The 13,074-nt window shown below is 73.4% G+C and carries 10 protein-coding genes; 7 read left to right on the top strand and 3 right to left on the bottom strand.

Annotation, left to right across the window (positions count from 1 at the left end; translation table 11 throughout):
* Nucleotides 1–228: 228 nt before the first annotated feature.
* Entirely contained in the window at nt 229–1,077 is an 849-nt protein-coding gene (locus tag ACSMTC_RS13965; RefSeq protein ID WP_436557617.1) for an IS5 family transposase, read from the bottom strand.
* Between the two features lie 112 nt (nt 1,078–1,189).
* Nucleotides 1,190–4,051, bottom strand: a complete 2,862-nt coding sequence (locus ACSMTC_RS13960; RefSeq protein WP_436560011.1) for an FtsK/SpoIIIE domain-containing protein — start codon at nt 4,049–4,051, stop codon at nt 1,190–1,192.
* A gap of 402 nt (nt 4,052–4,453) precedes the next feature.
* Between ACSMTC_RS13960 and ACSMTC_RS13955 the strand changes: the two genes are divergently transcribed.
* The 3 genes from ACSMTC_RS13955 to prfB all read left to right on the top strand — a co-directional run bounded on the left by ACSMTC_RS13955 (nt 4,454) and on the right by prfB (nt 8,975).
* Complete coding sequence (locus ACSMTC_RS13955) at nt 4,454–6,361, top strand: serine/threonine-protein kinase (RefSeq protein ID WP_436560010.1); 1,908 nt, start codon at nt 4,454–4,456, stop codon at nt 6,359–6,361.
* 158 nt (nt 6,362–6,519) lie between these two features.
* Nucleotides 6,520–7,827 (top strand): serine/threonine-protein kinase, encoded by a 1,308-nt coding sequence (locus ACSMTC_RS13950; protein WP_436560009.1) that lies wholly within the window; start codon nt 6,520–6,522, stop codon nt 7,825–7,827.
* A 35-nt stretch (nt 7,828–7,862) separates the two neighbouring features.
* Nucleotides 7,863–8,975 (top strand): peptide chain release factor 2, encoded by a 1,113-nt coding sequence (gene prfB / locus ACSMTC_RS13945; RefSeq protein WP_436560008.1) that lies wholly within the window; start codon nt 7,863–7,865, stop codon nt 8,973–8,975.
* 112 nt (nt 8,976–9,087) lie between these two features.
* Here prfB and ACSMTC_RS13940 read toward each other — a convergent pair whose 3' ends face one another.
* Nucleotides 9,088–9,282: a hypothetical protein gene (locus ACSMTC_RS13940; RefSeq protein WP_436560007.1), complete on the bottom strand. Its 195-nt coding sequence runs from the start codon at nt 9,280–9,282 to the stop codon at nt 9,088–9,090.
* Nucleotides 9,283–9,646: 364 nt separating this feature from the next.
* Between ACSMTC_RS13940 and ftsE the strand changes: the two genes are divergently transcribed.
* From ftsE to smpB, 4 genes are all read left to right on the top strand, one after another.
* Nucleotides 9,647–10,336, top strand: coding sequence for a cell division ATP-binding protein FtsE (ftsE, locus tag ACSMTC_RS13935; protein WP_436560006.1), 690 nt, complete (start codon nt 9,647–9,649; stop codon nt 10,334–10,336).
* 53 nt (nt 10,337–10,389) lie between these two features.
* The gene (gene ftsX, locus ACSMTC_RS13930; RefSeq protein WP_436560005.1) at nt 10,390–11,298 is read left to right on the top strand and encodes a permease-like cell division protein FtsX; all 909 of its coding nucleotides are present in this window, start codon (nt 10,390–10,392) and stop codon (nt 11,296–11,298) included.
* Nucleotides 11,299–11,380: 82 nt separating this feature from the next.
* Complete coding sequence (locus ACSMTC_RS13925; protein ID WP_436560004.1) at nt 11,381–12,484, top strand: S41 family peptidase; 1,104 nt, start codon at nt 11,381–11,383, stop codon at nt 12,482–12,484.
* An 85-nt stretch (nt 12,485–12,569) separates the two neighbouring features.
* A complete protein-coding gene (gene smpB, locus ACSMTC_RS13920; RefSeq protein WP_436560003.1) occupies nt 12,570–13,046 on the top strand; it encodes an SsrA-binding protein SmpB in 477 nt (158 codons plus the stop codon).
* The last annotated feature ends 28 nt before the right edge of the window (nt 13,047–13,074 follow it).

Here is a 13,074-nt window from a genome sequence, read left to right as displayed (position 1 = left end):
AAGGCGGTTGTGCCGCAGCGAACCCGATTGCCCGAGTCGCACCACCCGGGGCACGGGGAACCGCGCGCTCAGCCCACTACGGCCGTGCTCGGTTTCTCGCGCAGTTCCCCGCGCCCCTGAGGGCATGTCCGTGCGTCCTGAGGGGCATGCCCGTGAGCCCTGAGGGCTGGCCGCACTGAGGGCGCTGTCCGGTGCTCTCGGGCCCCTCAGAGGGTGTTCGATACCGATTTAGGCTGCCGCAGGCGGTTTCGGACGGAGGTATTGCCCGGTTCTGTCCGGGCTGGCGGTCAGGCGGTCGGTCATGGAGTTCACCATGGCCCACTGGATCATCGAGCGTGACCGGTCCGGCAGTTCCTCGTAGTCACGGTGGAGCCGCCGGTACCGGGACATGATCCCGAAGGTCTGCTCCACGCGCCAGCGGATCGGCTGGACGACGAAGCCTTTCTGCTCCTTGTCCCGGGCCACGACCTCGACGTCGATGTCGAGTGCGGCGCCGTGCTTGACGACGGCGTTGTTGTAGCCGGCGTCCACCCACGCTTTGGTCACGGTGGGCCACTGGGCGGCGAGGGTGTCCAGGACCTGCTTGCCGCCGGCGGAGTCCTGGACGCCGGCGGCGGTGACGATCAAAACCAGGAGCAGGCCGAGGGTGTCGGTGGCTATGTGGCGCTTGCGGCCCTTGACCCGCTTGCCGCCGTCGTAGCCCTGGCTGTCGGCCGGGGCGTTCGGTGAGGCTTTCACGGACTGGGCGTCGATGATCGCGGCGCTGGGCAGGATGCGGCGGCCCTTCTTCGCCCGGAGCTGGTCACGGAGTGTGTCGTGGATCCGCTCGGTGGTGCCGTCTCGTTCCCATTCCTTGAAGTAGCCGTAGACGGTGGTGTGGGGTGGGAAGTCGTGCGGAAGGTAGCGCCATGCGATGCCGGTCCGCGCGACGTAGAGGATCGCGTTGACCACCTCGCGCAGCCCGGTCGTGGGCTCACGTCCTTCGGCGCGGGTGCGTCGCCACTCCAGCAGCATGGGCTCGATGAGCTCCCACTGATCGTCCTTCAGGTCCGAGGGATACCGGCGTCGTTCCGTCACAGTTGATCAATATCGCGGACACGGACCCGGCCGCCACGAGATCCTGGAACCGAGTCCGCGCCGCAAGAACCAAAGCCGGACAGTTGGGGGGAATCCCCTATCGAACACCCTCTCAGGGAGCGGTGGCGGCGCGCTGGAGGGCGCTGGCGAGGAGGGCGAGGTCGGTGGGGCCGTTGCCCAGCTCGCGGACCGGTCGGCGGGTCGGCGGCGCGCCGAGCTGGGCGGGGTCGATGGCGACGACGGTCGGCCGGAGGGTCGCGGTGCGCGGGATGCGCCCGCTGACCCGGGCGGCCTGGAAGGCGGTCACCCCGCCGTCGGGCCGCCTCAGGTAGCCCCGGCCGGGGGTGGTCTCGGGGAGGGCGGCGGCGTCCGGGAGGTGGATCAGCAGGTCGGAGTCGGCCGGGTCGGCCGTCCGCAGGGCGATCCGCAGCCGCGCCGCCTCGTCCACCTCCGTGCCGGCGGTCTCCTCGGGTGAGCCGGTGCTGACCGCGAGGTGCACTCCGAGTCGCCCGCCGCGCCGGGCGACGGCCGCCAGCGCGCGGGCCAGCGGCCGTCCGGCGGGAGAGGTGGGGGCGAGCAGCGCGTCGTAGTCGTCCACCACCACGACCAGCCGGGCGGGTGCCGGTGGCCGGACATCCGCCCCGGTGCGAGGCCCGGACGCCCGGACGCCGGCGGTGCCGGCGCCGGCCAGGGCGGCGGGACTGACGCCGCCCGCCGTGACCAGGGCGGCGCCCGGCGTGCCGCCGAGGGCGCGGGTGGTGTGCCAGGAGGTGAAGTCGAGCTCGCCGAGGACCGCCTCGCGCCGGTCCAGCTCGTCCAGCAGCCACTCGGCGGTGAGCAGGGCCTGCCGGGGCTCGGCGGCGGCGTCCAGGTGCTCGGTCACATGCGGCAGGTCGGTGCAGCTGCGCAGGCTGGACGGATCGTCCGGGCCCGTCGAGCCGCGTCCCTCGACGACCGTGATCCGCAGTCGCTCGGGCCGCTCGGAGACGGCGAGCGAGGCGATCAGCGTACGCAGCAGCTCGGTCTTGCCCGAGCCCTTCGCACCGCCGACGAGCAGGTGCGGCCCGGTCGCCTCACCGCCGGCGAAGGGCAGTGGACCGGCCAGGTCGGGGTCGGCGAGGTCGATGGTGCAGTGGTCGTCGCGGGTGGTGCCGAGCAGGGCGGTGGCGGTGCCCGGGCTGGCGGGCAGGGCGTCCCAGCGGGCCGAGAGCTTGGCGGGGGTGACGGTGTCCAGCCGCAGCAGGTCGAGCAGGCGCAGCGCGTCCGGCAGCGGGCCCCGGCTGGCGGGGGAGGCCTCGCTGAGCGGGGCGAGGACCCGGGCGAGCCGCTCGGCCCAGGCGGCGGAGACGGCGTCCAGCGAGACCTCCTCGACCACCTCGCGGCCTCCGTCGGCGGGGCGGTCGACGGTGAGCTGGGTGGCGACCTCGCCGGTGATGTGGGCGGTGGCGCCGAGGCCGAGCGGCAGCTCGCCGGGGTGCTCTGCGAGGCAGAGCGGGAAGACCGCCCGGCGCCGGGCGAGCAGCAGTTCCAGGGCGTGGCGGGCGGCGGGGCTTCCGGGGTCGCCGTCCACCAGCAGGACGGTGGCGGGCGGTGCGGTGGTGGGGTCCGGGCCGGTGCGGGCGGTGAGTTCGGCGAGGCGGGCCTCGGTCTGCTCGGGGCCGAAGCCGACCAGCAGCCGGCAGTCCTGCCCGTGGGCGGGCCGCAGATGCGGCAGCCACAGCGCCCAGGACCAGTCGGCGGCCGCGGCCTCGTCCGCGCTGACCAGCACCAGGCTCAGGGCGCTCGGCGGGTGCAGGGCGGCGAGCTGGGCGACGGCCGCGCGGGCCAGGCCGAGCAGCCGGGTACGCGGCCCGGTCAGGCCCAGGCCTCCGGTGCCGCGCAGGTCCACGGTGACCGGGACGGCGGGCAGCAGGGTGCCGGGAGCGGTGCCGGCGCCGCCGGGCCGGTCGGCGGTGCCGAGCCGGAGGGTGAGCGCGTCGGGGTGGGACGGGCCGCGCTCCCAGAGCCGGGGGCCGGTGCCGAGCGCGGTGAGCAGCAGCCGGGCCGGGTCGGGCCAGCGCTCGCGCTGGGCGGCGGTCTGCCACAGCCGGGCGGCAGCGTGCTGCCTGGCGGCGCTGGGCGGCGGCTCGGGCGCGGCGGGGCGCCCGAGCGTGCGGGAGAGCAGCGCCCGGGCGCGCCCGCCGGGGGACGGCGCCTCGGGGGCCTCGGGCGCCGGCGGCTCGGCGGGAAGCGGCCTGGCGGGCGGTGCGGGGGCGAGCCGGAGGCGGCCCTGCCCGTCCGGCACGGCCTGCCGGGCGGACCCTGAGTTCTCCCCTAGACCCGGGTGGCCGCCGAAGTCGGGCCGGGCGACCTGGAGGGTGGACTCGCCGAGGCGGACCAGCCCGCCCTCGGACAGGTCGGCGGCGGCGCCGCGGAGGAACCGTCCGTCCACCGTGGTGCCGTTGGTCGAGCCCAGGTCACGGACCGTCACCCGGCCGTCGGGGGAGAGGTGCAGGGCGAGGTGCAGCCGGGAGACGTCGGGGTCGTCGAGCGGTACGTCGGCCTGGCTGGAGCGGCCGACCCGGATCTCCTCGCCGTGCAGCCGGTGCACGCCGCCGGCGTCCGGGCCGCCGACGATCCGCAGTTCGGGCAGGGCGCCGTCGGCGGGCTCGTCGGCGTCGGGGTCGGGCTCGTTCAGGGAGAGGACGGCGCCGTCCAGCAGCGGGGGGTGGCCGAGCGGCGCCTGGTCGTCGAGGCGCTGGACGCCCGCGTACAGGTGCACATGGGTGGCGGAGCGCGGGCCGCGTACGCCCACGGCGCCCGCGAGGGCACCGGATACGGCGCCGAGCGCCGTGCCCTCGGGGGCGGTGACCAGGACGTCGGTGGTGGATCCGGCGGCGGCCGAGCCGCTGCGGGGTCGGAGGACGGTCAGCCGGATCTGCATCTCGCCCGGTCCCTTCTGCTCGTCTAGGCCCTGCCGGTCGACCTCGGGCACGTGATCAGCCGGGCACTGTCCAGAGCCCCGCGCCTCTGGGTGGTGGCCGTCAGCGAAAGATCGACCGGCCGGCGCCCGGCCGGGGCCGTACCCTCGCCTGCCGTCACACGCGTGGCGCATGCCATCCTGCCACCAGGGAGGGACAGTGCGCGCCCGGTACCGGATTTGACGATCTTGCGATGATCGCCATGGTGGAGCCGACGGGCAGTCAGGTCAACCCGCCCTCGTTCCGCCCCTTAGGGGAGACCCCTGAGGCCCGCCGCGCCCGGTCGGCGGCGCGGCCAGGCGGCTGCCTCGGAAAGCCGCGCGGTCACCGTTAGAGTTGCCGAAAACACGGGCCCTCAGCCCGTCGCGAACGGGCCCCCTCCTCGGCCGATGGAGGGCGCGGAGGGAGAGTCACAGGTGCGGCCAGTCGGCAGCAAGTATCTGCTTGAGGAGACCCTCGGGCGCGGGGCCACCGGCACCGTGTGGCGCGCCCAGGTGCGGGAGGACGCCGCGGTACCCGGGATCGAACCCGGCCGGCCGGTCGCGATCAAGATACTGCGCGAGGAGCTGGCGGCCGACCCGGACGTGGTGATGCGCTTCCTGCGCGAACGCTCGGTGCTGCTGCGGCTCACCCACCCGAACATCGTCCGGGTCCGCGACCTGGTGGTCGAGGGTGAGCTGCTGGCGCTGGTGATGGACCTGGTGGAGGGTCCGGACCTGTTCCGCTACCTGCGGGCCAACGGGCCGTTCAGCCCGGTCGCGGGCGCGCTGCTGATGGCCCAGGTCGCCGACGCGCTGGCCGCCAGCCACCTGGACGGCATCGTCCACCGGGACCTCAAGCCGGCCAACGTGCTGCTCGCCACCGTCGCCGTGGACGGCGCCGAGCAGATGCACCCGATGCTCACCGACTTCGGCATCGCCCGGCTCGCAGACTCCCCGGGCATCACCCGCAGCCACGAGTTCGTCGGCACGCCCGCGTACGTCGCCCCGGAGTCCGCCGACGGCCGGCCGCAGACCGCCGCGGTGGACGTCTACGGCGCCGGGATCATGCTGTACGAGCTGGTCACCGGCCGTCCGCCGTTCGAGGGCGACAGCCCGGTGGCGATCCTGGCCGCGCACCTGCGCGAGGAGCCGCAGCGTCCGCGCACCATGCCCGAGCCGCTCTGGACGGTGATCGAGCGCTGCCTGCGCAAGAACCCGGCCGAGCGCCCCAGCGCGGTCTCGCTGGCCAAGGCCCTGCGGGTGGTCGCCGCCGGGATCGGGGTGCACTCCTCGCCGGCCGCCGTGGACGCGGCGATCGAGGTCGGCGCCCTGCTGCTGCCCGACCCGCTGTCGGTCGCGGCGCCCGCCTCGCCCGGCCTCGACGAGGCGGCCCCGACCCAGGTGCTGCCCTCCAACGCGGCCGGCTACGACCCGGCGGCCGCCACCCAGCTCTTCGGCGGGGCGCCGCAGCAGTTCGGGGCGCAGGACCGCACCCAGGTGATGGGCGCCCAGCCGGGTGCCGAGGACCGTACGCAGCTGATGGGCACCCAACCGGGTACCGAGGACCGCACCCAGCTGATGGGCACCCGGCCCGGCCCGCCCGCGGACCGGACCGCCGTAATGCCGCCGGTGCCCCCGGCCGGGCCCGGCACCCCGCCGCAGGCCGAGGCGCCGCACCCGTGGCAGACCCAGCTGCGGGCCGCCCGCGACCGCAACCAGCGGACCGAGATCGGCTATCTCGACCCCGCGGAACTGGCCGCCCCGCAGGTGGCACCGCCTCCGTACCAGGCGCCCCGCCCGGCGCAGCAGCCGCCGTACGGCCCCCCGCGGGGGCAGCAGCGCCCCGGCTACGCGGAGCGTCCGCCGGTCGCCCCGCCGCCCTACCGCGCGGGCCAGGGCGGCCCCGGCGGGCAGCCGTACGGGGGGCGGCAGCCGTACCCGCAGGGCTACCAGCCGCCGCAGCCGTACCAGCAGCCCAGGTCCCCGCAGGGCTACCCGGCGCCCGCTCCCCAGCCCGCGCAGGCCCCCGCGCCCGCGCCCAGGCCGGCCCGGCGCGCCGAGCCTGAGCCGCCGCGCCGGGCCGAGCCGCCGGCCCCCCGGCCGCGCGAGCCCGAGCCCCGGGAGCGCGAGCCCCGGCGTGAGTCGCGTGAGCCGCGCCGCCGCAGCCCGAACCGGATGTACATCCCCGGCCTGGGCTGCCTCAAGGGCTGTCTGATGGTGCTGCTGATCCTCGTCGTGGCCGGGGTGGCGCTGTGGAACTTCACCCCGCTTCCGCACTACTGGGACACCGTGCACGGCTGGTACGAGACCGTGGCCGGCTGGATCACCAGGTTCACGAACTAGTCGATTCCCCGGCGGTTCGCGACTCTGTCGGCATGTCGACAATTCACGTGATCTGTCGTCAACCGGTGTCCGCCGGAGCCCTCCCGGCGTCTCCCGGAGGGCTCCGGGGCGCGTAGGTTGGTCGCTGAGCACCGACCTACCGAGCCCACGGAGCAGCATTGGCACGCAAGATCGGCAGCAGGTACACCGTCCACCAGGTGATCGGCCGGGGGTCCGCAGGGACCGTCTGGCTCGGCGAGGGACCGGACGGGCCGGTCGCAGTGAAGCTGCTGCGCGAGGACCTGGCATCCGATCAGGTACTCGTCGGCCGCTTCGTCCAGGAGCGGGCCGCCCTCACCAGCCTGGACCACCCCCGGGTGGTCGGCGTGCACGACATGGTGGTGGACGGCAGCGATCTCGCCCTGGTGATGGAACTGGTGCAGGGCACCGACCTGCGCACCCGGCTGGAGCGCGACGGCGTCCTCACCCCGCAGCACGCCGTCTCGGTGATCGCCGACGTGGCGGACGGGCTGGCGGCCGCCCACGCGGCCGGGATCGTCCACCGCGACGTCAAGCCGGAGAACGTGCTGCTGGACCTCGCCGCCCCGCCCGGGCCCGGCGGCGCCCCGCGCGCCAAGCTCACCGACTTCGGCATCGCCCGCCTGGTCGACGCCCCGCGCCGCACCCGTGCCACCCGGATCATCGGCACCCCCGACTACCTCGCCCCCGAGATCATCGAGGGCCTGGAGCCCCGGGCCGCCGTCGACATCTACGCCCTGGCCACCGTGCTGTACGAGGTGCTGGCGGGCTTCACCCCGTTCGGCGGGGGGCACACCGGGGCGGTACTGCGCCGGCACGTCACCGAGTCGGTGCCGCCCGTCCCCGGGATGCCGGACGGCCTCTGGCGGATCATCGCCGAGTGCCTGGCCAAGGCCCCGGCCTCCCGGCTGCGCGCCGCGGAGCTGGCCGAGCGGCTGCGCGCGCAGCTCCCCGCGCTGGGCGAGCTGCCGCCGCTGGCCGTCCCGGCCCAGGGCAAGCCGCCCGCGGAGGAGACCCTCACCCCCGGTGAGGCGGTCTACGCCGAGGTCGACGCGGGTCCCGGTGCCCACCGGCGCCGGCGCGGCCCCGCCGTGCCGCTGGTCCCCGGCCCGTCCCCGGACTCCACCCGGGACACCCACACCAGCCTGCGCCGGCCCTCGCCGAACGAGCTCGCCTCCTACGCGGCCGAGTCCGACGCCCAGCGCGGCAGCGCCGCGGGCGCCCAGCGCAAGGGCCGCCGTGCCCTGGTGCGGCGCCGCCGGACGATCGCGGTGCTGATCGCGGTGGTGCTGCTGGTGGCGGGAGCGGCGGCGGCCTACGCCGCCTTCGCCGGCGGCGGGGGGCACGTTGGTGGCCGGGAGGGCGGAAGGGCCGGCGCGGTGAGCCCGGCGGGGAGCGTTCCGACGGCCCGGAACCCCCTCGGCGAGCCCTTGAACCTCCCGTTGTAGCCGAGCTTGCCCGCGGAGCCATTAGTCTTGGTTACGTGGCAGCCGTCGATCCTTCCGAAGAGCTCAAGAACCTCGAGTCGACCATGGGGTCGATCGAGGCCGTCCTCGACCTGGACAAGATCCGGGCCGACATCGCACGCCTGGAGGAGGAGGCAGCCGCCCCCGACCTGTGGGACGACGTCGTGAACGCGCAGAAGGTCACCAGCCGGCTCTCCTTCCTGCAGGGGGAGCTGCGCAAGGTGCAGACCCTGCGCGGCCGCGTCGACGATCTGGCCGTCCTGTTCGAGCTGGCCGAGTCCGAGGACGACGCGGACACCCGCGCCGAGGCCGAGAACGAGCTGGTGGCCGTCAAGAAGGCGGTCGAGGAGCTGGAGGTCCGCACCCTCCTGTCCGGCGAGTACGACGCCCGTGAGGCCCTGGTCAACATCCGCGCCGAGGCCGGTGGCGTGGACGCCGCCGACTTCGCCGAGCAGCTGATGCGCATGTACCTGCGCTGGGCCGAGCGGCACGGCTACTCGACCGAGGTCTACGACACCTCGTACGCGGAGGAGGCCGGCATCAAGTCCGCCACCTTCACCGTGAAGTCCCCGTACGCCTACGGCACCCTCTCGGTCGAGCAGGGCACCCACCGCCTGGTGCGCATCTCGCCCTTCGACAACCAGGGCCGCCGCCAGACCTCCTTCGCCGGTGTCGAGGTCCTCCCGGTCGTGGAGCAGAGCGACCACGTCGACATCGACGAGGGCGACCTGCGGGTGGACGTGTACCGCGCCTCCGGCCCCGGCGGCCAGGGCGTCAACACCACCGACTCGGCGGTCCGGATCACCCACCTGCCGACCGGCATCGTGGTCTCCTGCCAGAACGAGCGCTCGCAGATCCAGAACAAGGCCTCCGCGATGAACGTGCTCCAGGCCAAGCTGCTGGAGCGGCGCCGCCAGGAGGAGAAGGCCGCGATGGACGCGCTCAAGGACGGCGGCAGCTCCTGGGGCAACCAGATGCGCTCCTACGTCCTGCACCCGTACCAGATGGTCAAGGACCTGCGCACCGAGTTCGAGGTCGGCAACCCGCAGGCCGTGCTGGACGGCGACATCGACGGCTTCATCGAGGCCGGCATCCGGTGGCGCAAGCAGCGCGAGACCGCCGCGAGCTGAGACCGCCGGTCGGTCCAGGACCTGGCGCCGACCGAGACCTGACAGTAGGGCCCCCGGGTGACCGGGGGCCCTACTGCGTGATCGGGTGGCTGCGGACTCCGCCGGGCCGGTCCTAGGCCAGCGCCTGCCGGGCGAGCAGCGCCACCGCCAGCAGCCCGATCAGCAGCGCGATCAGGGTGGCGGGGGTCAGTGCGGCGAACGGGCTCTGCTCCTGCTGGAGCCGGGCGCGGTTGGCACGGCACACCGGGCAGCGGCCCTCGCTCACGCGGCCGTTGCAGTTGGCGCACACCAGATGGTCGCAGGTCATGCGATCTCCTCCTTGCTGCTAAGCCAACGCACCGGACGCGGCTTCGGTTCCTCCGCGGCGGAGCCGCCGATCGGCACTCCTCTCCACTGTGCCAGGTTTCGCACAGTACGGCCCGTGGGCTGTGAAATCGCTCGCAATTTTCGGGGCAAAATCCGACATTCCCCTCACGCTCGCGGGTGGAAACTGCGAGTCCTCACACCGGTCGCGTATGGTCCCAGGCTGAAGGAGGGGCAGACGGCCGCTCCTGCCGACCGAGGAACGGCGCCGCGGGGCGCGCCCTCCGGCCCCGAGTCTAACGATCGGGTCACGGAGGTTTGGCCGAGCCGGTTGCCGTTCCACCTAGGATGGCCCCCGTGATGCAGCCGTGATCAGATTCGACAACGTCTCCAAGACCTATCCCAAGCAGAACCGTCCCGCCCTGTCGGACGTCTCGCTAGAGATCGAGAAGGGCGAGTTCGTCTTCCTGGTCGGCTCCTCGGGGTCGGGCAAGTCCACCTTCCTGAGACTGTGCCTGCGCGAGGAGCGCCCGAGCACCGGCGCGGTGCACGTGCTGGGCAAGGACCTCGGCAAGCTCTCCAACTGGAAGGTGCCGCACATGCGGCGCCAACTGGGCACGATCTTCCAGGACTTCCGCCTGCTGCCGAACAAGACCGTGGCGCAGAACGTCGGCTTCGCCCTCGAGGTCATCGGCAAGCCGCGCAGCGCCATCAACAAGGTGGTGCCCGAGGTGCTCGACCTGGTCGGCCTCGGCGGCAAGGAGGACCGGATGCCCGGCGAGCTCTCCGGTGGTGAGCAGCAGCGCGTGGCGATCGCCCGGGCCTTCGTCAACCGTCCGATGCTGCTGATCGCGGACGAGCCCACGGGCAACCTCGACCCGCAGAACTCGGTCGGCATCATGAAGCTGCTGGACCGGATCAACCGCACCGGGACGACGGTCCTGATGGCCACTCACGACCAGGCCATCGTCGACCAGATGCGCAAGCGGGTGATCGAGCTCGACAAGGGGCTGCTGGTCCGCGACCAGGCCCGCGGCGTCTACGGCTACCAGCACTGAGACGCACCGCCCGCCACGTCGCCCACCCGCACTGACCCTGGAGTGAGAAAAGCATGCGCGCCCAGTTCGTCCTGTCGGAGATCGGTGTCGGTCTCCGCCGCAACCTGACGATGACCATCGCGGTCGTCGTCAGTGTCGCGCTCTCGCTCGCCCTCGCCGGTGCCAGCCTCCTGGTCAGGGACCAGGTCAACTCGATGAAGGGTTACTGGTACGACAAGGTCGAGGTGAGCATCTACTTCTGCACCAAGTCCGAAGCCAAGACCTCCGCCCAGTGCTCGGCCGGTGCCGCCACCGACCAGCAGATCCAGGACGTCAAGACGCAGCTGGACAAGATGCCGCTGGTGAAGTCGTCCACCTTCGAGAGCTCGGCGGAGGCGTACAAGCGCTGGAAGGACACCAACCCGAACAACCCGCTGCTCGCCGCGGTCGGCGCGGACGCGATGCCGCCGTCCTGGCGGGTGAAGCTGAACGACCCGGAGAAGTACGACGTCGTGCAGAGCGCCTTCGCGGGCAAGCCGGGCGTCAAGTCGGTCGAGGACCAGCGCAAGATCCTGGAGAACCTGTTCGGTCTGCTGAACGGCCTCCAGACCGCGGCCTTCGTGATCATGGTGCTGATGCTCTTCGTGGCGCTGCTGCTGATCGTCAACACGGTCCGGGTGTCGGCCTTCAGCCGGCGGCGCGAGACCGGGATCATGCGCCTGGTCGGTGCGTCGAACTTCTACGTCCAGATGCCGTTCATCGCCGAGGCCGCGTTCGCCGCGCTGCTGGGGGCCATCATGGCGTCCGGGCTGCTGCTGGCCGGACACTTCTTCGTGCAGAACTTCCTGGCCCAGCGGGTTCAGTTCATCACCTTCATCGGGCTCTCCTCGGTGCTGACCGTGATCCCGCTGCTGGTCGTGGTCGGTATGGGTATGGCCGGTATCGCGGCCTTCATCACCCTGCGGAAGTACCTGAAGGTCTGATCCGGCGTCAGTCGCGGCCCCGGAACGGCACTGTGCCGTTCCGGGGCCGCTCTGTGTCTGACACGCCCTAGACTCCGGTGCCATGCGGACACCGAGCGGGCTACGGCAGGATGCCGCACTCACCCTGGTGTTCGGCGCCGTGCTGCTGGCGGGCGCGGCCACCGGTGCCTGGGGCGAGTCGCCCGTGCCGCCCCGGCCGCCCTCGGCGGACGGCGCGCGCGGTCCGGCGGACCTGACCCCGCGGCAGGCCGAGCAGTACGCCGTCGCGGGCGGTGATCCGTGGGCCGCGTACTACAGCCCGGAGGAGTACCGGGACTTCACCCAGGGCCGCTATCCCGGAGTGGGCCTGACGGTCGGACGGGCGCAGGACGGCGGCACCGCCGTCTCCCGGGTGCAGCCCGCCGGGCCCGCCGAGCAGGCCGGGATCGCGGCGGGTGACCTGCTGCTGTCCGTCGACGGCGTGCCGACCGACCGGCTGCCGGTCACCGAGGTGGTGGCCCGGCTGCGCGGCCGGGCCGGGGGCGGGGGCCGGGCGGGCTCCACCGTCACGCTCGGCGTGCGGCACCAGGGCGGCCCGGTACGGGAACTGGTGCTCCACCGAAGGCTGCTGGCGGCGCAGGAGGTGGCGGTGGAGCACCCGCGCCCCGGAGTGGTGCGGGTCGCCGTCCGGGGCTTCACCGACGGTGTCGCCGAACAGGTGCGGGCCGCGGTCCAGGGCGCCCGCGGTGTGGTGCTCGACCTGCGCGGCAACTCCGGGGGCCTGGTCGAGGAGGCGGTCGGGACCGCCTCGGTCTTCCTCGACGGGGGCCCGGTGGCCTGGTACGACTCGCGGGGCGAGCGGCGCGAACTGACCGCGGCCAGGGGCGGCGACACCGCCACCCCGCTGGTGGTCCTGGTCGACGGCGGCACCATGAGCGCCGCCGAACTGCTCGCGGGCGCCCTGCAGGACCGCTGCCGGGCGGTGCTGGTCGGCGCCCGCACCTTCGGCAAGGGCACGGTCCAGCAGCCCAGCCGCCTCGCCGACGGCTCGGTCCTGGAAGTGACCGTCGGCCGGTACCACACCCCCGCCGGCCGCACCCCGGACGGCACCGGCCTGACCCCCGACGTCCCGCTGCCCGTCGGCGGCACCCCGCAGGACGCGCTGGCACTGGCCGACACCGTCCTCTCCGGGCTGGGCCGGGGCTGACCGGGACGCATCCGGCCCCGACGTCTGTCCGGCGGAGAGAAAGGGGCTGCCGACAGGCGCCGCGAGGTGCGAGAATATCGGCGCTATGGCAAAGGAAAAGGGACAGAAGCTCATCGCCCAGAACAAGCGGGCGCGGCACGAGTACACGATCCTCGACACCTACGAGTGCGGCCTGGTGCTCACCGGTACCGAGGTGAAGTCGCTGCGCGAGGGTCGTGCCAATCTGGTGGACGGCTACGCGTACATCCAGGGGCACGAGGCGTGGATCGACAACGTCTTCATTCCCGAGTACACCCAGGGAACGTGGACGAACCACGCCGCCCGCCGCAAGCGCAAGCTGCTGCTGCACAAGATCGAGATCCGGAAGATCGAGTCCAAGGCGAAGGAGACCGGCCACACCCTGGTGCCGCTCTCCCTCTATTTCAAGGACGGCCGGGTCAAGCTGGAACTGGCGCTGGCCGTCGGTAAGAAGCTGTACGACAAGCGCCAGACGCTGCGCGAGAAGCAGGACCGCCGTGAGACCGACCGCGCGGTCGCCGCGGCCCGCCGCCGTCAACGCTGACACGTCGCGGGACTGTCGCAGTTTCGTC

Origin of the sequence: Kitasatospora sp. HPM-01-4 (genome assembly GCF_051374625.1) — a bacterium.
Classification (GTDB): Bacteria; Actinomycetota; Actinomycetes; order Streptomycetales; family Streptomycetaceae; genus Kitasatospora.
The sequence above is the reverse complement of the archived record's forward strand: the minus strand, read 5'-3'. Positions and strand labels throughout refer to the sequence as shown.